The sequence below is a fragment of the Alteromonas sp. AWQ4_252 genome (genome assembly GCF_056158205.1).
In genome coordinates this window covers 547013-568486 of sequence record NZ_JBSWSV010000001.1, presented here as the reverse complement: position 1 = coordinate 568486, position 21474 = coordinate 547013, and the positions used below count along the sequence as shown (strand labels likewise).

20 protein-coding genes are annotated in these 21474 nt (G+C 45.7%); 7 read left to right on the top strand and 13 right to left on the bottom strand.

Features of this window, described 5'->3' with window-relative positions; genetic code table 11:
* Positions 1 to 77 precede the first annotated feature (77 nt).
* The 3 genes from ACXACM_RS02470 (at position 78) to ACXACM_RS02460 (ending at position 5607) form a co-directional block, all read left to right on the top strand.
* A complete protein-coding gene (locus ACXACM_RS02470) occupies positions 78 to 2369 on the top strand; it encodes a beta-glucosidase (protein WP_474819561.1) in 2292 nt (763 codons plus the stop codon).
* Positions 2370 to 2380: 11 nt separating this feature from the next.
* Entirely contained in the window at positions 2381 to 4087 is a 1707-nt protein-coding gene (locus tag ACXACM_RS02465) for a sulfatase family protein (RefSeq protein ID WP_474819560.1), read from the top strand.
* Positions 4088 to 4422: 335 nt separating this feature from the next.
* Entirely contained in the window at positions 4423 to 5607 is a 1185-nt protein-coding gene (locus ACXACM_RS02460; protein WP_474819559.1) for an MFS transporter, read from the top strand.
* Between the two features lie 40 nt (positions 5608 to 5647).
* Here the strand turns inward: ACXACM_RS02460 and ACXACM_RS02455 are convergent, their stop codons facing one another.
* Positions 5648 to 6358, bottom strand: a complete 711-nt coding sequence (locus tag ACXACM_RS02455; RefSeq protein ID WP_474819557.1) for a GntR family transcriptional regulator — start codon at positions 6356 to 6358, stop codon at positions 5648 to 5650.
* A 210-nt stretch (positions 6359 to 6568) separates the two neighbouring features.
* On the opposite strand from ACXACM_RS02455, the gene ACXACM_RS02450 reads away from it, so the two are divergent.
* On the top strand, positions 6569 to 7612 hold the full coding sequence (locus ACXACM_RS02450) for a Rieske 2Fe-2S domain-containing protein (protein WP_474819555.1): 1044 nt from the start codon (positions 6569 to 6571) through the stop codon (positions 7610 to 7612).
* A gap of 19 nt (positions 7613 to 7631) precedes the next feature.
* The gene (locus ACXACM_RS02445; RefSeq protein ID WP_474819553.1) at positions 7632 to 8585 is read left to right on the top strand and encodes a PDR/VanB family oxidoreductase; all 954 of its coding nucleotides are present in this window, start codon (positions 7632 to 7634) and stop codon (positions 8583 to 8585) included.
* Positions 8586 to 8670: 85 nt separating this feature from the next.
* Here the strand turns inward: ACXACM_RS02445 and ACXACM_RS02440 are convergent, their stop codons facing one another.
* From ACXACM_RS02440 to ACXACM_RS02415, 6 genes are read right to left on the bottom strand one after another with little or no spacing between them, the layout of a single operon-like run.
* Positions 8671 to 9804, bottom strand: a complete 1134-nt coding sequence (locus ACXACM_RS02440) for an FAD-dependent oxidoreductase (RefSeq protein ID WP_474819552.1) — start codon at positions 9802 to 9804, stop codon at positions 8671 to 8673.
* Entirely contained in the window at positions 9801 to 10163 is a 363-nt protein-coding gene (locus tag ACXACM_RS02435; protein WP_474819550.1) for a Rieske (2Fe-2S) protein, read from the bottom strand. Before ACXACM_RS02435 ends, ACXACM_RS02440 begins: the two co-directional genes overlap by 4 nt.
* Positions 10164 to 10172: 9 nt before the next feature.
* Positions 10173 to 11096 (bottom strand): VOC family protein, encoded by a 924-nt coding sequence (locus tag ACXACM_RS02430; protein WP_474819549.1) that lies wholly within the window; start codon positions 11094 to 11096, stop codon positions 10173 to 10175.
* A 12-nt stretch (positions 11097 to 11108) separates the two neighbouring features.
* Positions 11109 to 12266 (bottom strand): alpha/beta hydrolase family protein, encoded by a 1158-nt coding sequence (locus ACXACM_RS02425; protein ID WP_474819548.1) that lies wholly within the window; start codon positions 12264 to 12266, stop codon positions 11109 to 11111.
* Positions 12267 to 12319: 53 nt separating this feature from the next.
* Positions 12320 to 13108 (bottom strand): cyclase family protein, encoded by a 789-nt coding sequence (locus tag ACXACM_RS02420; protein ID WP_474819546.1) that lies wholly within the window; start codon positions 13106 to 13108, stop codon positions 12320 to 12322.
* Positions 13101 to 14090, bottom strand: a complete 990-nt coding sequence (locus ACXACM_RS02415; RefSeq protein ID WP_474819545.1) for a fumarylacetoacetate hydrolase family protein — start codon at positions 14088 to 14090, stop codon at positions 13101 to 13103. Before ACXACM_RS02415 ends, ACXACM_RS02420 begins: the two co-directional genes overlap by 8 nt.
* Before the next feature lie 152 nt (positions 14091 to 14242).
* Here ACXACM_RS02415 and ACXACM_RS02410 point away from each other — a divergent pair, with 152 nt between their 5' ends.
* Complete coding sequence (locus ACXACM_RS02410) at positions 14243 to 15142, top strand: LysR family transcriptional regulator (protein WP_474819543.1); 900 nt, start codon at positions 14243 to 14245, stop codon at positions 15140 to 15142.
* 107 nt (positions 15143 to 15249) lie between these two features.
* On the opposite strand, the gene ACXACM_RS02405 is transcribed toward ACXACM_RS02410, so the two are convergent.
* On the bottom strand, positions 15250 to 16089 hold the full coding sequence (locus ACXACM_RS02405) for a class III extradiol dioxygenase family protein (RefSeq protein WP_474819542.1): 840 nt from the start codon (positions 16087 to 16089) through the stop codon (positions 15250 to 15252).
* On the bottom strand, positions 16082 to 16483 hold the full coding sequence (locus tag ACXACM_RS02400) for a protocatechuate 4,5-dioxygenase subunit alpha (protein ID WP_474819541.1): 402 nt from the start codon (positions 16481 to 16483) through the stop codon (positions 16082 to 16084). The genes ACXACM_RS02405 and ACXACM_RS02400 overlap by 8 nt, the downstream gene beginning before the upstream one ends.
* Positions 16484 to 16578: 95 nt before the next feature.
* Here ACXACM_RS02400 and ACXACM_RS02395 point away from each other — a divergent pair, with 95 nt between their 5' ends.
* Positions 16579 to 17442: a helix-turn-helix domain-containing protein gene (locus ACXACM_RS02395; RefSeq protein ID WP_474819539.1), complete on the top strand. Its 864-nt coding sequence runs from the start codon at positions 16579 to 16581 to the stop codon at positions 17440 to 17442.
* 109 nt (positions 17443 to 17551) lie between these two features.
* Here the strand turns inward: ACXACM_RS02395 and ACXACM_RS02390 are convergent, their stop codons facing one another.
* The 4 genes from ACXACM_RS02390 to ACXACM_RS02375 are packed head-to-tail and all read right to left on the bottom strand — an operon-like array spanning position 17552 to position 21466.
* Positions 17552 to 18547, bottom strand: a complete 996-nt coding sequence (locus ACXACM_RS02390; protein ID WP_474819538.1) for an aldo/keto reductase — start codon at positions 18545 to 18547, stop codon at positions 17552 to 17554.
* Positions 18548 to 18567: 20 nt separating this feature from the next.
* Entirely contained in the window at positions 18568 to 19509 is a 942-nt protein-coding gene (locus ACXACM_RS02385; RefSeq protein ID WP_474819537.1) for a Gfo/Idh/MocA family oxidoreductase, read from the bottom strand.
* 47 nt (positions 19510 to 19556) lie between these two features.
* A complete protein-coding gene (locus tag ACXACM_RS02380; protein ID WP_474819535.1) occupies positions 19557 to 20450 on the bottom strand; it encodes an amidohydrolase family protein in 894 nt (297 codons plus the stop codon).
* On the bottom strand, positions 20447 to 21466 hold the full coding sequence (locus tag ACXACM_RS02375) for an amidohydrolase family protein (protein ID WP_474819534.1): 1020 nt from the start codon (positions 21464 to 21466) through the stop codon (positions 20447 to 20449). The genes ACXACM_RS02380 and ACXACM_RS02375 overlap by 4 nt, the downstream gene beginning before the upstream one ends.
* Between the last annotated feature and the right edge of the window lie 8 nt (positions 21467 to 21474).

Genomic DNA, 21474 nt, shown 5'->3' with positions numbered 1-21474 from the left:
TAAAATTTATGAAATATTGCGGACACCTGATTCGACCATGATGCTGAAGGTACTCACGCTCCACGGACAAAATTTATATGAAGTTTTTAAAAAAATACTTGGTTTTAATGGTTTTTCTTAACGCACCTGGTTTTTCTTTTGCTCACCATTCAGATCAGCTAAAACTTGGCAGTGCGCCCATTGAGGACATTGTTAAAGAGATGACGCTAGACGAAAAGGTCATGCTGATTCGAGGAACGGGTATGGCGATGGAAACAGGTGGGCCGCAGGTGGGAATAACCAAAGACAAAGTCCCTGGTGCAGCTGGAACAACTTACGCTATAAGCCGTTTGGGTATCCCTTCCATTGTTTTTGCTGACGGACCAGCTGGTGTTCGTATCTCACCAACGCGAGAAGGCAGTGAAGAAACTTTTCATGCCACTGCTTTTCCTATCGCAACGTTAATTGGGTCAAGCTGGAACCTTCCTCTAATGCAGAAGTTTGGCCAAGCGGTGGGCAACGAGGCCAAAGCATACGGGATTGACGTGATGTTAGCGCCTGCGTTGAACATACATCGTCATGCAATGGGAGGTCGCAATTTCGAGTATTTTTCTGAAGATCCCGTTGTAAGCGGCAGGATGTCAGCAGCTTACGTTAACGGATTACAGTCTCAGGGCGTCGGAGCAACGCTCAAACACTTTGTTGCAAATAACCATGAATGGAATCGTGATCTAATCGATGTTGAAGTAGGAGATAAAACATTCAGAGAAATCTATTTAAAAGGGTTTGAAATCGCCGTAGAAGAGAGTGCGCCCTGGGCGGTAATGTCGTCATACAATAAAGTTAATGGCGAATACACATCAGAAAGCAGCGCTATTTTAACGGATCTCTTACGATATCAATGGGGTTTTGATGGCGTTGTAATGACGGATTGGTTTGGCGGTGATAATCCGGTAAAACAAATGTATGCGGGCAATGATTTGCTGATGCCTGGTATGGATCATCAAAATGCTATCATCAAAGGCGCTGTTGAAAACGGCGCATTAGCTGAGGCCGTGTTAGATCGCAATGTTCACAATATTTTGAATCTTATTGTAAAAACCCACACGTTTAAGAAAAACTCGGTATCGAACAAGCCGCCATTGCAAGAGCATGCCAAGCTCGCTCGCGAAATCGCCACAGAAGGCATGGTTCTGCTTAAAAATGAACAACAGGCACTGCCTTTGCAGGCCGGTGCTTCAGTTGCGCTGCTCGGAAATAGTTCGTATCAAACAGCGATTGGCGGCACTGGTAGTGGTGATGTTCATGAGGCTTATAGTATTTCAATAGCGCAAGGGCTTAAAAACGCGGGAATTAACCTTAACGGGGAATTATCAGCACGTTACGATAAACACATAGCTGCCGAAATCGCCAATCTGCCAGTTTCACATCATCCTTTAGCAGATATGATGCCAAGCCCTGCATTAGGTGAATTAGACATATCAACAACACTTGCTGAAGAGCTTGCACGAACACACGATGTAGCCATTTTTACTGTGGGGCGCAATTCAGGGGAGTTTGTTGATAGAGAGCGTGATGACTTTTATATTACCGAACATGAACAGTCTCTTTTAACGGTGCTATCACACGCTTTCTCGGCCAAAAACAAACCTTTTATCGTTCTTTTAAATGTTGGCGGTGTAATCGAGACGCATAGCTGGAAAGAAAAAGCTGACGCCATATTGCTTACTCATCTACCTGGACAAGAAGCGGGTAATGCAGTGGCTGATATACTTACTGGTGAAGTAAGCCCGTCGGGCAAGCTTGCGTCAACATGGCCACTTAAGCTTGAGGATTACCCATCAGATAAAGGCTTTCCTGGCTTTATTACCGACAAAGAAGCAGAGCCAAATGGCATAACCGGCTCTCAACCTTCTAAAGTTATTTATCACGAGGGTACACAAGTAGGCTACAGGCACTTTGATACGGCTAACCAAGCAGTAGCATTCCCTTTTGGCTTTGGTCTTTCCTACGCCAACTTTAGCTATCAAAACGTATCTTTAAGCAGCACGTCTTTTTCAGATGAGGTGAAAGTTAAGGTAACGGTTACTAATACCGGAGAGATGCCAGCCAAAGACGTCGTTCAGCTTTATATTGGTGCGCCACAAGGCCCGCAAACCGTTATTAAAAAGCAATTAAAGCACTTTGCGAAAACAACGCTGTTGGCGCCCAAAGCTTCAGAAGAATTAGTGTTTACCCTCAACGCAGAGGATCTCGTGTCGTTTAATACAGAAAAAAGCGCTTGGTACGCCGAGGCCGGGTTATATGAAGTGCATCTTGCCTCTTCTTCTGAGGACATTTTTTCAACACAGCGCCTTGAATTGAAAACCCCCATTCACCAGCCGCTTTAAAGGAGATTGCGATGTTAAGAAAACTGATAGCGATAGCATTATTAGCGGCGAATTCGTCACAGGTAATTAGCGCTGAATTTAAAGAGCAACAAGACAGTGAAAAGCCGAATATCGTACTTGTTGTGGCAGAAGATTTAAGCGCGCGTCTTGGTGCTTATGGTGACGACGTCGCGCATACGCCAAACTTAGACAGCTTGGCTAGCGAAGGCGTAATGTTCAACAACGTGTTTACCATGGCTGGTGTTTGTGCGCCATCCAGGGCGGGGCTTATCACTGGCGCGCCGCCACACAGAGTAGGCCTGCAACATATGCGTACTGCCGACAGAGAGTATTTTGGCGTTCCGCCCGCACAGGTCAAAGCCTATCCTGAAATACTTCGTAAGAAAGGGTACTTTACTTATAACGATATCAAAACCGATTACCAATTTGCCAAAGGTGCCGTTGGCATAGGACCTTTTACTATTTGGAGTGCTAACGGAAATGTTCGCAACCCTGAAGACTCGCTATTGCCCTCGGCATGGAGAACGCATGACTTGCAGGGTAAACCGTTTTTCCTGAACTTAAACCCGTTTATTACGCACGAATCAGCGCTGTTTATACCCGAAAATACGCCGCCTCATTTACAGCAAATGAATCAAATAAGTGAAGGGATCCGCGCTAATTACCAGTTCAAAACACCTGATTTAGATAAAATTACGGTGCCCCCTTATTTAGTTGATACTAAAGAAACGCGGCAGGAAATCGCCAGATTTTATGAGAATATCGAGGTGATGGACCAACAAGTCGGAACTGTCATCGCGAATCTAAAGAAAGATAAACTGTGGGACAATACTATCTTTATATTCACCACCGACCATGGCGATGCGTTGCCACGCAGTAAGCGTGAAGGACTGGTATCAGGCATTAAAGTGCCAATGATCATGCACATTCCTGAAAAATATAAACCTGATTGGATGCCAGAAAGTGGCCAAACGATAGACAGGTTAGTGTCTTTTGAAGACCTGGCGCCAACCCTGTTGGGTTTCGCGGGCATTGAAAAGTTACCTTATATGCAGGGAATTGACTTGTCTGATGACGCACCGGTTGAGCGACATTACATCTTCGCTGACCGGGCGAGAATGGATTCTGCTGATCTTCGCTCTTACTATGTCTCAGATGAGAAATATCAGTATGTACGTAATTTTTCTGAACAACCAAACGGTACAAACATACAGTTCAGAAACGTGTTGTCATCAGTTAAAGCGTTGAACAATGCTAAAGAGAGCAATACGCTTACACAGCAGCAGAAAAAATGGTTCGATAGCAAGGCGCCTGAAGAGCTCTATGATTTATCAAAAGATGCCGATCAACTTGTTAACTTAGCTAGCAATCCGGATTACGCGCATGTCCTGTCGCGTTTCAGAGAGCAGCTGGATAACTGGCGTAATCTTGGTAGTGATTACAACTTGATTGACGAAAGCGTATTAATTCAAGATAACGAAAATCGTCATGACTCGCAGCAAACAACCCTTCCTGCTGTTGCCGAGATTGATGAAGTTACAGGTAAAGTTTTTATAACGCCCAGAACCGAAGGGGCATCCATAGGCTATAGCTATGACAACAAAGTATGGCAAGTTTATGATAAAAGTTTTGTACCAGATAGTGCGCACAATAAGCTTTTCATCAAAGCGGTGCGCTATGGCTGGGCAGAAAGTGAAGTTATAACGTTAGATTATTAAACATCATTAAGCTGGCTCTGCTTGGCAGCGCCAGCTTCTTAAACGGCTTTTCTCTTTGTTTGAAAATCCTACTGTCGATTCCGAGACGATCTCAAGCGCTTTTTTGGTCTCACAATATCTCACTGTTCTATTCATCTATTTCATGGTTTTAGCTGCAAAACAACTTAGTTAAATAAGTGAAATCCTTAGGGCGGGTTGATGCTAAAACGATGTGGCAGGTATCGCCATTGCCAATACCTGCATATCGAGGCGAACGATTATGCTTCGGATCCCGTGCAAATTACTATCAATTGAGATAAGCGGTAAAGACAATAAAAACCAGAAGGGGTACTTGTATGACTGCTTTAGATAAACAGGGTGTAGCGGCATCTAAACATGGTGTAATTCTGGTTTTAGCGGCCATTATGCCCACCATGGCAATCATTTCCTTAGTACCGGTTTTACCGTTATTTTTGAAAGAGTTTGCCTATATTGAAGGCGCTGAGTTTTTAGTACCGGTGGCAATGACCATTCCCGCCCTTTGTGTGGCGCTGTTTTCTCCCATCGCTGGGTGGCTATCCGATAGGGTTGGCCGAAAGCCAGTGTTGCTCACTGCACTAATTATCTATGCATTTATTGGGCTTGCTCCGTTCTTTTTAACTAACCTGTTCCATATTATTTTATCTCGGGTGGTGTTAGGTATGGCAGAGGCAGCCATTATGACAGTCGCAACAGCACTCATTGCAGATTACTACACAGGTAAAGCACGTCAGCGTTGGATCACAATACAAATTGCCAGTGTCAGTATTAGTGCAATAGTACTCATCGCGTGTGGGGGGATCTTAGGAGAGCTACTAGGTTCAAGAGGCCCTTTCTTATTATATATTCTCGCCCTGCCAATAGCGGTTTTAGTGCACCAGGTTTTGTTTGAACCTATCGCTTCTGAAAAAGATACCACATCCGGCGTGCGAACTCCGTGGCGTGACATTCTTCCACTACTAATAACAACGTTATTTGTCGGTGTAATCTTCTATACCGTTATTGTTAAGTTAGGAGAGATTTTGGCGCTTTCAGCCGAGGTGTCACCAGGCATTATTGGGGGAATTGGTGCCGCAGCGAATATCGGAGTTGCGCTAGGGTCTGTCGCATTTAAAAAAGCCAGAGGGTTAACTGGCCCAGCGTTAATCGCTATTGGTTTAATGCTGGCTACGCTGGGTTATGTGGGCGCGGCAGTTTCAACGGCGTTGATTATGACTTCTTTATCTGTGGTGATAGCCTGCTTGGGCTTTGGCTTATTATTACCTACTACACTAAGCTGGGTATTAAAAGTATTACCAACAAACGTTCGTGGAAGAGGCACAGGGCTTTGGACCGGGGCGTTTTTTTTAGGTCAGTTTAGTGCGCCAATTTTGGTTACCTTGCTTCAGACAGAGTTTGGCAGCTTGTATGATGTGTTGATGCTATTTGCGGTGTTCGCGTTTTTGGCCGCGCTGTTAGCGCTTGTCAAAACAAGGAACGCGCAGCCGCTTGTTGCAAAATAACCGATACTTTATGTTTTGCAGGCCCTCACGCAAGAAGGGCCTATGTTTTATTGGGCTTGTATAGCTTATACGTATTAGAATTAAACAGATCGATATGATTGATAGTGGCAAGTGAGTGTTCTTTTAGTAAAGCCTCCACACGAGCTCCCTGGCCTTTGATAATGGCACCTGCAATAGCATGATGCTGGGTATGAGCATATTTAAGACGATGAAATTCTCTGTCTAATTGATTCGGATCGTATGCAATGGCACTTACCGAGGCAAAAGGAAAATGTTCGTTTAATTGTAACGCACTTTTAATAGACGTGTTTCCGCTTGCGTTAATAATAATATCGTGAAACGTTTCGTTCATTTGTTGATACGCTTCTATGCCGGCTTCATCAATACTGCCGCCAACAAATAGTGCGTCACCTACTGCTAAGCAGGTTTTCAGTTGTTCTATCGTTTGCTCGCTGCACCCTATTTCTACAGCTTGTCTGGCGGCCAGTCCTTCTAATACACCGCGAACTTCTACCGAATTCGCAATTTCAGTGACGGTGACTTCTTTTACTCGATAGCCTCGGGCTGGAAGCTTTTCAAGCAGTCCTTCCTGCTCTAAAGAGCGCAGCGCAATACGAACCGGGGTTCTTGATACACCCAGGGCTTCTGCAGCTTGCGTTTCTGCTAAACGCTTCCCAGCAGGAAACTCACCCATCAAGATTTTTTCCCGAAGCATACTAACAACGGCTGGACTCGTTTTTGTTTTGCTCATAATTCATTCACAACCATAGAAATTGGATCCAATTTACCGTTTTTAATCTGTGCAACTCAAGCCCTGTTTCCGGCTAGGTAGGGATTATCAAGGGGGCTTAACGGCTCAACTAACAGGTAATTCAATAAATGGATCCAATTTACGTTAAAATAACTTGATTTTAACTTGTTATAGCATATATTGGATCCAATTTTGAATGGGGACAACGATATGCAAGAAAAAATTTATCCGCTGAATACATGGTATGTAGCGTGCTATTCACATGAGGTTACTTCTGACAAACCGTTAGCACGCAAGATTTGTGATGTGCCGCTAGCTTTTTTTCGCGATAGTAATCAAGCCGTTGTAGCTGTTGAAGATTTTTGTCCTCACCGTGGCGCTCCTCTTTCGTTAGGTTACGTTGAGAATGGCAAATTAGTGTGTGGTTATCACGGCCTGGTGATGGGAAAAGAGGGTAAAACTCTTTCTATGCCTAAGCAGCGAGTAGACAAATTTCCCTGTATTAAAACCTTTAAAGTCGTCGAAAAGTACGGCTTTATCTGGCTGTGGCCGGGCGATCAAGACCTCGCAGATGAAAATGCATTGCCAGATCTGTTTTGGGCTGATAGTCCTGACTGGGCTTATGGTGGTGGCTTGTATCACATAAACTGTGATTATCGGTTGATGGTAGATAACCTGATGGATCTCACCCACGAGACCTACGTTCACTCAACAAGCATCGGACAATCAGAAATAGAAGAAGCACCAGTAAATACAAAAGTTGAGGGTGCACAGGTTGTGACCTCACGCTTTATGGAAAACATTGTGGCCCCTCCCTTTTGGCAAGCGGCTTTGGAAGCCAATGATTTACCAAAAGAAGGCAGTGTAGACCGATGGCAAGTTTGTCGGTTTGACTTACCCAGCCATATTATGATTGAAGTGGGCGTAGCTGTGGCGGGTGAGGGCGGTATAAACGCGGCGCCGGAGAAAAGAGCAGGCAGCATCGTGGTCGACTTCATAACACCTGAATCAGATCAATCAATTCATTATTTTTGGGGCATGGCACGAGATTTTAAAGTTGATGATGCTGAACTCACCGAACAAATTAAGCAGCAACAGGGTGCGGTATTTGCGGAAGATCAGGAAATCTTAGAAGAGCAACAGAAGAACTTAAACTTATATCCGGACAGGCAGCTTCTCATGCTCGATATCGATTCTGGCGGTGTTATGGCCAGAAGAATGATAACCCGCGCCATCAAAGCTGAAAGCCGTTAAGTCACGGGAGATAAGGTATATGCAAAACGCAAAGATAACACTAAAAGAAAAGCTCACCGATAACATCACAAGGCTTAAATTTAGTGCCGTTGATGGTACAGGTCTGGCGCCCTGGGAACCCGGTGCTCATATAGAATTGCATTTAGCCAATGGGTTACTCAGGCAATACTCCTTATGTGGCGCTACGGACAATAGCGACTATGAAATTGCCATTCTCCGTGAAAGCAATAGCCGTGGTGGCTCATCGTATATTCATGATGAGTTGGAAGCAGGCCATGAGTTACAGATTAGTGAACCCAGAAATCACTTCCCGTTTACCCACCCCGCTAAGGATACTACAGTACTATTTCTTGCCGCAGGAATTGGCATTACGCCTATTTTGCCAATGGCAGAGCTGTGTGTGGAAAATGCGCTACCTTTTGAGTTCAGTGTGTGTGCGAGTAATGCCTCTGCAATGCCTTACGGCGATAGGATAAGGCGGTTGCCAAATACGCAGTTCTATTTTTCTAACGATGCTCAGTCGTCTCGACTTAGCGTAACGGATTACTTGAAAAGTAAATCTACCAGCATGCCTATTTATGTATGCGGCCCCCAGCGGTTTATTGACGATGTCATAGAAAGTGCACTTGCGCTTGGTTGGAATGACACGCTAATAAACCGAGAGTACTTTTCAATCGATAAAAGCAGTCTTGAAAGTGACGAAGATAAAGCTTTTGATGTCGAGATAAAAAGTACCGGTCAAATAATTCACGTTCCCGCAGACAAAACCATTCTGAACACATTAGAGGACAGCGGCATTTTTCTTCCTGTCGCATGTGAAGAAGGGGTTTGCGGTACGTGCGTAACTAAAGTTCTGGAAGGTGACGTAGAGCATCGCGATGTGTTTTTAAACGAAGAAGAAAGAGCGGATGGCGCCTTAATGACACCGTGCTGTTCGCGAGCAAAGGGCACAAAGCTGGTATTGGATCTTTAACTTTAACAGGTTTTAGTTTTTTATATTTAAAGCAAAAAAGCTAGCAGTAAACTGCTAGCTTTTATTTTATAAGCACTTTAAAAGATTAGATAGGCTGTGCTAGAGCAATAATAGATTCGCGCATAATTTGAGTATGCTCTTCTTTATCGCCACCTTCTATTTCTATCTGACATAAGCGAGCAGAATTTTCGACGACCATTCTACAGCGTTCCCAGCGTCTTTCTATGAAAGTAGAGAGTGCCTGTTCAACTGAAACCTCTTTTGCTAACTCTTCAGCTAAAACGATGGCACTTTCAATGCCTATGCACGCCCCTGAAGCTAAATGTGGCGTGGTTGCGGCCACAGTATCACCAATCAGTACCACTCGTTTTCTATGCCAGGGGGCCGGTACCAGAAGATTACCCAGAGCTCGAAAATCAATGAGTGAATCTTCGTTAAGCATGTCTTTGAACTGTTTAACCATGGGGGCTGGGAAGGTACCCATTAATTCTTTTAGTTTTTCAACGTAAGTGGCAGGGTCGTATTTTGGCCTTTCCTTTTTGTCTTCTGTCAAAAACAGGTACATTTCATCTTTAGACATAGGGTTAACACCAACTTTCAGGTGTGGCCCCACCCACATCATCGTATTTTTTACTTCAGGAAGTTTTGGCAGCACGGCGCGCCACACACCCTGGCCGATATATTTAGGTGCTTCAACTTCAGGAAATACGTCTTTACGTACCTGCGAGTGCACGCCGTCTGCACCGATAACAAGGTCGTAGGTTTTGGTCGTACCGTCGGTGAAACTGACTTCTACTCCCTCGTCGGTATTAACCATTTCTTTATAGGTACATCCTAAGCGTACATTCGCACCAGACGCCAAGGTTTTCTCGGCAAGGATCTTCGCAAGGGTAGGGCGCATAATTGCGCCTGCGCCTGGTATGCCTTCAGCGTTGGCAACCGAGGGCGTAGGGACATGCGCTAAATGCAAACCGTGCGGCGCAAACAAATCTAATCCGTTGTGTGCATGACCTTGCTCTAAAAATTCATCCAATATCCCAATCGTTTTGAATGCTCGTAAGGTTGCACCGCCAATGCTGATACCCGCGCCGTCTGTACGCCAGTTTTCATCTATCTCTACTAAGTCTGTTTCTATATTACGCTTTCTTAATTCGATAGCGGCGGTCATACCTGAAAAACCGCCCCCAATTATTAAAACATTGCTCACACTTGATTTCATAATTTAAAGGCCTTTATTGTTTTTTTTGAAATCCAAATTTGTTGGTTCGATTCAATTCGTATGGGTATTTTTTGAATTCGCTGATGTTTACAAGGTCCTTGAATACAAACACCCGTCGCTATGTCGAACAGCGCGCCATGTGCAGCACAAACAATATGCTCGCCTTTTACATCAGTGTACTCATGTCGTTTCCATGGAAGTGTAGTACTGTTGTAGTGAGGGCAAACATCTAAATAAGCGAAAAACTGGTTGTTTTTTCGAGTAACGAAGAACGTATCTTTACCATTTTCGCCTATCTTGAACCCTTTTGCCTTCCCCTCCGGGATCTCTTGGGTACTGCACACTAAGTGTTCGTCCATAACGGCAGTCTATTTAGCAGGTGGTCCACCTGAAGGTGCCCACTTCTCTCTATGTTCTAACAAAAAGATTTGAGAGTAGTCTGGCCCCATGTTCGCTGCGCGCTCCTGCCACGTATCGTCATGCTGATCCATATCGGCATCAAATTCCATATTGCAACCAAACGGACTTTTGAAATACCAAAACCAATTCGACCCATAAATGTGGCGACCGGGCCCCCAAAAGCTCTGATAACCTTTGTTCACCATGTTTGTGCCCGCCCTGACAACATCAGTCGGGCCGCCAAGGTGGAACGTAAAGTGCTCAATACCCTTCATGTGAGGTGGGGTCTTTATAAAGAACAACGTGTGATGGTCCGTTGTACCTGCCGGGCGCATAAACGCCCCAACACCATTAAATCGGTCAGTGGTTTTAAAGCCCAGGCGCTGCTCGTAGAACTGTTCCATAGCGGCTGAGTCAGGCACAAAATATACAACGTGAGATAATGAGTGGATCTTCGGTGGCGTTGATTCGTCTACTCCGTTCACATTCACGCCACGGTTAATATCGCCCGGCGCATTTATTTTTTCTGACCGTAAGTCTGTTGTGTTGCGAAGGGTAATTTGAAAACCTAATACAAAGCCTAAATCGTCGACAGCTTCAATACTTCCGTCAGAAAGTACTTTTACTTCTCTGTCTTTAGACAATTCAGCGTTAATGGCATCTAAACTCGCTTGATCAGGAACACCGTAAACCGTTTTTCTAATGCTAGCGCCGGTTTCTAACGGTGCAGGTAATGAAGGGTCGTCTTTCAACCGAATTTCTAGGCCGGTTCCGTCTTGAGCAACAAAATTGTGCTCATCTACTTGTTTAAGGCCATAATCCAAAACGAATTGTGTGGTTGCGCTTGTGTCATCTACACCAAAGACTAGCTTGTCTAAGCCAATAATATTCATCGTTTTTTCCTTCTAGGCAGTACGCGCGTTAAAAGTTTCAGCAACCCAGTCCGCGATGTATTGACCCGCGTTAGCACTGTTATCGAAACTCGAGTGTTGAACACCACCTTCTCGCTCGGTAAAAATCTTAAGTTCTCGTTTCGGGCTGTTTACAAGCTGCTCATAGGTTCTTTCTGCCCATTTAAGAGGGATTTGTGAGTCCTTCGAACCATGGGTGACCAAAAATGGCACTTTGATCTTTTCAACTTGCCCGTCTAGGTGAACTTTCTCGGCGATTTCCATGAATTCTTCCATGGTTTCTGCACCCCATACCCATTTCACGTGTGCCCAGTAATGCGGTACCGGGAAGTCACCCTCTTTTTCTAAGCGGCGCTTCTGAACATCACGCCAGTCATGGTTTGCACCCCAGCATACACCCAAGGCTAAACGTGGCTCGTTAGCGACGGCGCGAGGGCAGAAATAACCGCCTAACGATACGCCTTCCATGCCAATGCGATTGCTGTCTATCTCTTCGCGCTGTTCAAGCCAATCAACAGCTGGAGACGTCCAGTGCTCGCTGTCGTAACGGGCGTGAAGGCCTTGCAGTCTTAACGCTTCACCTGTTCCAGGCTGATCTAAAATCAACGAAGAAACCCCACGCTTGGCAAGCCAACCTGGTAAGCCAACGCGATATTTCATTTCTTTGGTTGAGTCTAAGCCGTTAACTTGGATTAACACGGGGGCGGGGCCTTCTACATTTTCAGCTCTAACATACAGTGCTGATATGTGTTTGCCTTCATAAGGAATTTCCACGCGCTCGCAGTTTTCTTTGCCCAGGGTAATAGATTTTTGAAAAAGCTCGAGCTGATGCTTATACAACTCAAGGCGTCCTGGCGCTTTGTGGGCTTGTAGGCGTTCGCACGTAATTAAGTACGAGGAAGCACGGTTGTATTTTTCAGCCGCTGAAAACAATCGGCCTCGGCTTTCATCTTCTTCAGCAAGCTCGACGAGTTTATTTGCCATTTTTGCCCAGGTATCACGAAATGCCTGCACACCTTCTTTGTCGGGTTGTTTTGCCGCTTCTTTTAATGGCGCACACATTTCTTCAATTTCGCCAATACGTGCACCCATTTCTATGGCCAGGTCGACTGACAGGTTCCAAACATAGTTTGTCGGGAAATATTTAAACATTGTAGTTTCCTGATTTTTCTGCGGCGCAAATGCGCCAAGTTAGCTCTGATAATTTATTTTTTTATAAATGCAACTGCGCGAACAAAGCCTGCAGAGGCGTGTTTAATTTTGTAAGGAAAACAAGAGATCAAAAATCCAGTTGCGGGCAACGCTTCTAAGTTGCTCAATTTTTCCATTTGACCGTAACCAATATCCCGACCTGCTTTATGGCCCTCCCAAATTAAGGATGCATCGCCGGTCTCGGCAAAGCGTTCACGTGTGTATTTGAAGGGAGCGTCCCAACTCCAGGCGTCAGTGCCCACCACTTTTACGCCTCTTTCAAGCAAATACATTGTGGCTTCGCGGCCCATGCCGACCCCTGCGTCTAAGTAACCTGGTTGACCAAATATCTCGCCTGCACGGGTGTTAACCACAACAATGTCCAGCGGCTGTAAATCGTGATTAATGCGTTGCAGCTCTTTTTCCACATCGCTGGCAGTAATAATGTAACCGTCTTCAAAGTCGCGAAAGTCCAGCTTTACGCCCGGTTGGAAACACCACTCCAGGGGCAATTCATCAATACCGAATGCAGGCTTACCGCCATCAGTAGTTGAGGCATAGTGCCAGGGTGCATCCATATGGGTGCCGCTATGGGTGGTTATTGCAAGTCTTTCTGCCGCCCATGATTCGTTGCCAGGTAACTGATCAAGGGTCAGCCCCGGAAACATTGACGCCATTTCGGGCCAGCCTTCCTGGTGGTCCATGTAATCGATTTTGGGCAATAAAGGCGGTGGGTCGGTGTGTGGGTTATTGTCTAACGTTACCGACAAATCGATAATTTCGTATTCTCTTGGGTTAAACATTTGAGGTCTCCAACTCAACGTCTTGGATAATGTCGCCAAATAAGCTGGATCCATTTTTATCCAGCGCTCGCATCGTTATTGTTTCGCCCACTTTTAAGAAAGGCGTCTTGGGCTCGCCAAATTGAACAAGTTCTTTTGCGCGGAGCTCTGACAGACAGGCTTGTCCTTTATTCGGCGTGTTGTCAGATACCGTGCCTGATCCAATAACAGAGCCAGGGAGAAGGCTTCGTGCTACAGCAATATGTGCGATGAGTTGGTCAAATCCAAAGAACATCTTTGCGCCGTCTGGTGCACCAAACCACTCGTTGTTTCGATGGATTTCTAAAGGAGCACAGACCTTTGAATCTTGCCAATGCTCACCAAGTTCATCTGGCGTAACGGCAATAGGTGCGAAGGCTGTATCGCCTTTTGCTTGTACGAAGCCGAACCCCGTTTTCATTTCGCGGGGGGCAAGGGCACGGAAACTGACGTCATTTAACATGACGACCAGACGAATGCTCTGCTTGGCCTCTTCTTGTGATGCGCCTACAGGAACATGGCCAGTTATTACGCCGAACTCACCTTCAAAATCGATACCGTGCTCTTCTTTGGCGGCATAGAGAGGTTCGCGTGCTCCTCTAAAGGAAATACCTGAGCCCTGGTAAACCAAGGGATATATGTCGGCGCCTTCAATAGGATCTAAGTTGAAGGCTCTTTGCATTAGGTGGCCGTGATTCAAATAACAAGAGCCATCAAGCCAGGTCCAGGCTCGTGGTAGTGGCGCTAAACATTGCTGGGGCTGAAAGGGAGCAGCATTGCTTTCGACTCCGGTGTTAAGTGCTTGGTATCGCGCATTGAGTTTCTCGTAACACGAATCCCAATTATCCATTGCGAACTGCATCGTAGGAGCAATATCATTAACTTCTGTGCACAAGCTATGGTCTTTAGAAACAAGTACTAGCTTGCCATCTGGTCCATTGCCTTTGAGTGACGCTAACTTCATTTAATAAAGTCTCTTCGTAATTAAAAGTTTTAATTATTGTTAATAGAAGATGGTATTATTCGGAGTCACTAAGCAAAAATCGTTTGTGCCGATACGTCATATCTCAAAAACCGTTGGTACAAAAATTAGTAGATGAAGTTTCCGGGGTAGAAATGCGGTACGAAAAACTAGACTTAAACCTGCTGGTTGCGTTAGAAGTTTTGCTAGAGGAAAAAAATATCACGAAAAGTGCGTATCGATTACACCTTTCGCAGTCAGCAACAAGTGGTATTTTATCTCGTTTGAGAGACTATTTTGATGATGATTTACTTGTCCAAATGGGCAAGCAGATGCACATTACGCCCTTCGCGGCTGAAATGCAGCAACCTGTCAGTGAAGTGTTAAGTACTATCAGAAATCGTATTATCGATAAGAAGATAAATACGCCCGAACTGTCCAATCGCAATTTTAAAATCATAGCATCAGATTACGTTATGCAAGTTGTCATCGCTGAGTTATTGGCAAAAGTGAATAAGGCTGCGCCCAACATTACCTTTGAATTTATGTCGACTTTCGCGGGAGATTTAGACTCGTTAGCCAAACAGGGAGCCGATATCATCATAGCGCCGTCAGCATTCATGCTTAGCGGTTATTCTTCCGAGGTAATCCTAACTGACGAATTCGTGTGTATTGCAGACAAAAATAATAGCGAAATAGGGGATGAAATAACGCTGGAGCAGTTCTCTGAAATTGGTCATGTCACTATCGGTTATGAGAAAGCGAGTCAACTGAGTATTGAAAAGTGGATGGTTGATAGCGATGAAGTTAATCGCCGTGTAGAAGTTATCGTAAATGATTTCTCCAGTATGTTTTTCACCGTATTGAACACTAACAGAGTTGCTTTGGCACCAAAGCGTTTGGCAGAAATCAATGCTAAGCATCTGCCCATCAAGATATATGACATTCCCTTTAAAACACCGCCGTTGAATGAGTCAATGATGTGGCACCCAAGTTTAGATAACGACCCACTGCATAAATGGCTTAGGGAAATGGTAGCCGAGCAAACGGGCTAGTGTTAACAGGTAAGCTGCTGCGGTTAATTTAGATAAAATAAAAGAGCCGGCCTTGTTTAACCAACAAGACCGGTTCTTTATTTTGGCTAAAACGCTAATTAATACTGCTACGTGTTGTCTAACACTAAAACGCCCGCACCGGTATTAGATATGGGCGCGTGATAGTGTTTGTGAATAGTCTTTGCATCGTCTTTCAATGCGCCACGCATTACCAGCCACATAATAGTTTCTATACCTTCAGTGCCTGCTCTGCGCATGATTTCAGTGTTGGAAAAGTTCGCCATCCACTCTGGGTCGGTGGCTATTTTATCCATGCACTCCAGATCAAATTCAACATCTATTATGCCTGCTCTTTCTCCCTGCAACTGGTGGGACATACCGCCAGTGCCCAATATGACAACACGTGTATCCTCTGGGTAGGATTCAAGGGCTTTACCCAGTGCCCGGCCAAGTTTCAGGCACCTGGCTGCACTTGGTACAGGGTGTTGCACTGTATTCACTGCCAGTGGGATCGCTTCAACGGGCCAAACGTCACAGTCGCCATAGAGGGCGCGTAGCGGATTGACGAAACCATGGTCGACTTTCATTTCCTGACACGTACAGATATCAAATTCTTGCTCTACCAAAGATTCAGCAATATGCCAGGATAGCGGAGCATTGCCTTTAAAGGGCGAAACGGGTTTCAGGCCCCAGCCTTCATCTGCGTTTTCATAGATGTCGGCACACCCAAGGGCAAATGTGGGAACCTTGTCCAGGAAAAAGTTGAGACCGTGATCGTTGTAAACCACTATTACAACGTCCGGTTTGGCTTTTTCCAGCCATTCTTTTGCCGGACCATAACCATCGAAAAATCGTTTCCAATAAGGTTCCTGAGTTAGACCCTGAGATATAGCATTTCCCACTGCAGGTATATGGGAACTTGTGATACCACCAATAATTTTAGCCATTCCAGTAGTCTCCTCGATTGTTGAGTTTCTCGCTTAAATCCTTGCCTTTGTCTGCCAGGTGTTGCTGAAACTCAGCGGTAGTAATGCCCTGAAAGGCTGCACCAACATCTTGCACAGACATACCACGTGGAACAGCCATTTTGGCAAGATAGTAGATATTGGCGCCCATACGCACCATGGCCAGAAAGTCTTGTTCAACCACGGCTTTTTTGTATTCGCCCTTAACCCCCAACTTGTCGCAGTATGCAGAGGGATCTGCATCAAATTCTGCTCGGTTGGCTTCGTCGTTAAAAGAGTAAAAAAGTTTATTCAGCGCGTAGGAAGGGTTGGCACGCTTGCCATCAAACACGTACGTGCCGGGAATATCATCGTAATCACGTTTTTGCCAGTTCATAGAAGCATCTCGTTATTGAACATACCTGCATTTTAAATAGAAAAACTGCTAAAATAAGGGTTATATACATTATTTAATGGTTAATTTTATAGAAAATGGCCCATACCGCAGGTTCGTTAGAGTTTGTTGATTTCTATGCTGACAGGAAAGAGTTCAGTGCACTTATTCATTGTGAACCATTGGCTCAGCGCAGCAAATTGCACGATTGGTCTATACAGCCTCATCGACACAACAATATAGATCAGGTTTTTCTACTCACTTCTGGTGCTGGAACGGCTTACTTTGACGCGAAACGTGTCGCGCTTTGTGCGCCGTGTATGCTTGTGATACCAGGCAATCTAATGCATGGCTTTGAGTGGCGGCCGGGGTGTGAGGGATTCGTGGTATCTGTGGCCAGTGTAATGCTAAAGCAAATAGGTGCGGTACCTGCAAACTGGGGCAACAACGAGCAAGCTGTGTTGTATCAGCTTTCAGAGGTACAGGTGTTAGAGCAACTATGTCACAGTTTGTACGTGGAGCAATCTGAACGACCAGTGCTTTCAGATGCCATGCAAAAATCCCTGCTTGAGCAGCTTGTTATTAATATTGTCAGACTTTCGCCCGCACAAAGCGCTGACAGCCGCGCTTTAAGCAAGCCTGAGCGAAAGTTGGCACAGTTCAAAGCACTCATCCAAAGCCACGCTACGCAACACCATCAGGTTGACTGGTATGCGCGGCAAATAGGAGTCAGTAGTACGCATTTAAATCAGATTTGCCGTCAACTGGAGAATACTAACGCGCTATCAATGATTCACAGACAAATATTGGTGGAGGGAAAGCGATATCTTATTTTCGCTGACCTGACAGTGGCGTCTGTCGCAGACAGATTAGGGTTTTCAGAACCAGGTTACTTCAACAAGTTCTTTAAGCGGCAGACAGGGGAAAGCCCTGCAGCCTTTCGCCGTCAGGCCAGGGGATAATGTCTTAAAACAGAACTTGTAAACCACGCTCAAAAGGCCAACTGCAAGGCCAGGTGACTAAACGCGTGCGTTTTCACGACGATTAGCACTCGCCTTACAGTGGTTCTTATTACTGAGGGGCAAAATCTTCTGTGTCTATATCTGCTTGCGCGCCCGCAGGGTAACGCGGCCCATGCACAGAATTTTGATTTATAAGATCACCCGCCCGCTCGAGAATGTGACTCTCAATATCAAGGCGACTTGCCTCAAGATCTTCTTCTAAATGGGCTATAGAGCGGGTCCCTGGTAGCGCATGTATACAATCGTCTTGGGCCAATACCCATTTCAAGGCTAACTGAGCTGGTGTACACGACGCTTCTCTGGCAAGTTCCTCGAATTGAACGAGCAATGCCAAATTATCTTGCCAGTTCTGTCCCTGAAAACGCGGCATATTCCGTCTGATATCACTTTTATCCAATGCCTCAGGGTCGGTTAATTTACCAGTGAGGTAACCTCTCGCCAACGGACTAAAAGCGACAAAATCAACACCCAGCGCCTTGCACTTGTCGAGTACCGCAATTTCTGCGTTTCTCGTCCATAGCGAGTACTCTGTTTGCATTGCGGCAATAGGGTGCACGTCATAGGCGCGTTGAAGCGTCTCGGCTGAGACTTCCGACAGACCAATTGCACCTATTTTTCCTGCCTCAACCATGCGACTTAACGCACCCACACTTTCCTCAATGGGCACGTTAGGGTCAATGCGATGCAAATAGTATAAATCAATAAAGTCTGTATCCAGGCTTCTCAGAGCAGCGTCGAGTGTTTTGGCTAACGTATCGGGGTGCCCATCTATCACGCGTTTACCGTTCACGCCAGTCATGCCACATTTACTGGCCAGAAAAATGTCTTTTCGGAATGGCTTTAATAACCGTCCAAGCAGCGCTTCGTTCTCTCCAAACCCATATAATGCAGCGGTGTCAAAGTGGTTTACACCGAGCTCGAAGGCCTTTTGCAGCAGCTTTTGAGCATGTTGTTCAGTTACAAACCCCGAATATGCATGATTTAAATTCATGCAGCCAAGGCCTATTTCTGACACTGCCTTACCTGCAAGTTGCCGTTGATGCATCATTGCTCCTTTTTGCCTACTTAACTGTTGAGTTGTTGTTCCAACTGATGAAGTATTCGATAGCAGCTTAATACGCCGGATACGCTGGCGTTCGGCTCTCTGTTTTCGCGGATAGCGGCCACAAATTCTCGGTCCTGAAGCTCAATACCATTCATTGATACATCGACATTTGATACATCAATGGGGGTTTCTTTGCCGTCAACCAGGTCATCATAGCGGGCGATGTAAGTTCCATTGTCACAGATATATCTGAAGAATGTGCCTAATGGTCCGTCATTGTTGAACGACAACGATAGCGTACAAATCGCGCCATTTTCAGCCTGCAACTGAATTGACATGTCCATTGCTATGCCTAATTCAGGATGAATAGGTCCTTGAACGGCGTTGGCTTTAACAATAGGAGAGCCTGCCTGATAGGCAAATAAATCAACAGTATGGGCGGCGTGGTGCCACAACAGGTGATCAGTCCAGGAGCGAGGTTCACCCTTAGCGTTGATATTTTTCCGGCGGAAAAAGTACGTTTGCACATCCATTTGTTGAATGTTTAATTCACCGGCTTTGATTTTTTTATGTATTAACTGGTGCGACGGGTTGAACCTGCGTGTATGGCCTACCATACATTGCAAACCGGTTTCTTGTTGTACCTGCATTACAGCCTGAGCGTCTTCCCAGCTATCTGCCAATGGTATTTCTACCTGAACATGCTTACCTGCACGCATGCACTGAATAGCTTGTTCGGCGTGAAGCTGAGTCGGGGTACAAAGAATCACGGCATCTGCGTCGCTTTGTAGCGCGTCTTCGAGGGTACTGTAGGTGTTAGGAATATTATAATCGTCTGCTACTTGCTGGGTCTTTTCTGCATTTCTGCCCACCAGGCCGACGACGTCAACGTCATCAATGTTCTTTAGTCCGTCCAGATGTTTAATGCCGAAAGCACCTGGGCCTACTACAATAATCTTCATCTTTACACTCTCTTTTGTTGATTGTGATTAGCGAATAGCAGCAGAACTTAGTCTGCCCAATATAAACGCAGTGGGTTATCCACAAGCAGTTTTCGCTGCAATAATTCAGTCGGGGCAATCGCCGGTATCATGTCTACAAGCTTGCCATCATCTGGCATATGACTTTTCATATTTGGATGTGGCCAGTCAGTCCCCCACAAAACTCTGTCTTCGAATCGCTCAACAACGGTTCGGGCGAAGGGTACCACATCCAGGTAGTGTTGAGATGGGCCCGCCAAAGAAAGCCGCTCTGGACAACTTACCTTGGACCAGAAATTTTCATTTTCTTCTAACAGTTTGAGAAATAACTGGAACTCAGGGCCATCAACGGGCTTACTTACATCCGGTCTGCCCATATGATCTACAACAACCGTTGTCGGCAAACTGGTGAAAAAGTCGTAAAACTGAGCCAAATCCTGGCTTTCAAAATAGATAACAATGTGCCAGTTGAGTGCTTTTATTCGCTCTGCAATTGAAAGCAAGCTGTCAAACGGCAGTGCGTCCACCAGGCGTTTAACAAAGTTAAAGCGCACCCCTCTGACACCTGCTTGATGCAAGGCTTCAAGTTCAGCATCGCTAATATCTGGTTTCACCGTAGCCACACCTCTGGCAAGACCTTGAGAGGCCTGCAACGCATCGACCAGGGCGCGATTGTCAGCGCCGTGACACGTCGCCTGAACAATAACATTGCGGCTAAAACCCAGGTGGTCGCGCAACGCCCAGAGTTGATCTTTAGATGCATCGCAAGGTGTGTATTTTCTCTCTGGTGCAAAGGGAAATAAGTCGCCAGGACCAAAGACGTGGCAGTGGGCGTCTACCGCACCATCCGGCGCCACAAAGTCGGGCTTTACAGGTGATTTGTGCCAGTGCAACCAGTCGGCATCAGGCGTAAACTTACTCATAACCCCATTCCCTTTAAGCGTTGATTAAGACGAGGGTATACCCGGCGAGCATTGCCGCTAAATACTTGTGCCCGCTGTGCGTCGCTGAGGGCAAGTTGTTCAATGTATCGTCTGGTATCGTCAAAATAGAAGCCAGTAGTTGGGTCAATGCCTCGTACTGCACCGATCATTTCAGAACCAAACAGGATATTATCAATATCTATTACATCGAATAAAAGATCGATTCCCGGTTGGTGATAAACGCATGTATCAAAATACACGTTTTTCATTACGTGCTCAGCCAATGGCGGTTTGCTGAGCATATCTGCAAGCCCGCGATAGCGCCCCCAGTGATAAGGTACTGCACCACCGCCATGTGGGATGATAAACCGCAACTGCGGAAAATCTTTGAACAAATCCCCCTGCAGGAATTGCATGAATGCGGTGGTGTCTGCATTCATATAGTGCGCACCCGTGGCGTGAAAATTCGGATTGCAGGATCCTGATACATGGATCATTGCAGGTACATCCAGCTCTACCATTTTTTCATAAAAAGGATACCAGCTTGGGTCTGTAAGTGGGTCGGATGTCCAGTGGCCGCCGGAAGGATCCGGGTTGAGGTTGCAACCTACAAACCCCAGCTCGTTGACACAGCGCTCTAATTCTTCGATAGAGTTTTTTATCGATACGCCTGGGGATTGAGGTAACTGACACACGCCAACAAATCGTTGCGGATAGAGGTCTACAACGCGTCTTATCAGGTCATTACAGGCGCGGGTCCATTGTTTGGAAACCGCTTCATCCCCCACATGGTGCGCCATCGCAGAAGCTCGTGGTGAGAAAATTGTCATATCCAGCCCTCTTTCGTCTAGCAGTTTGAGCTGGTTTTTTTCAATACTTTCGCAAATTTGGTCATCGCTGATAGAAGGTACTTCAGGCAGTGCCTGACCATTCTTGTAGGCATTTAGCTGAGCTTCACGAAACAATGACAGCGGCTCTGGTGCTGTCGTGTAGTGTCCATGGCAATCAATAATCATCCGGTTAT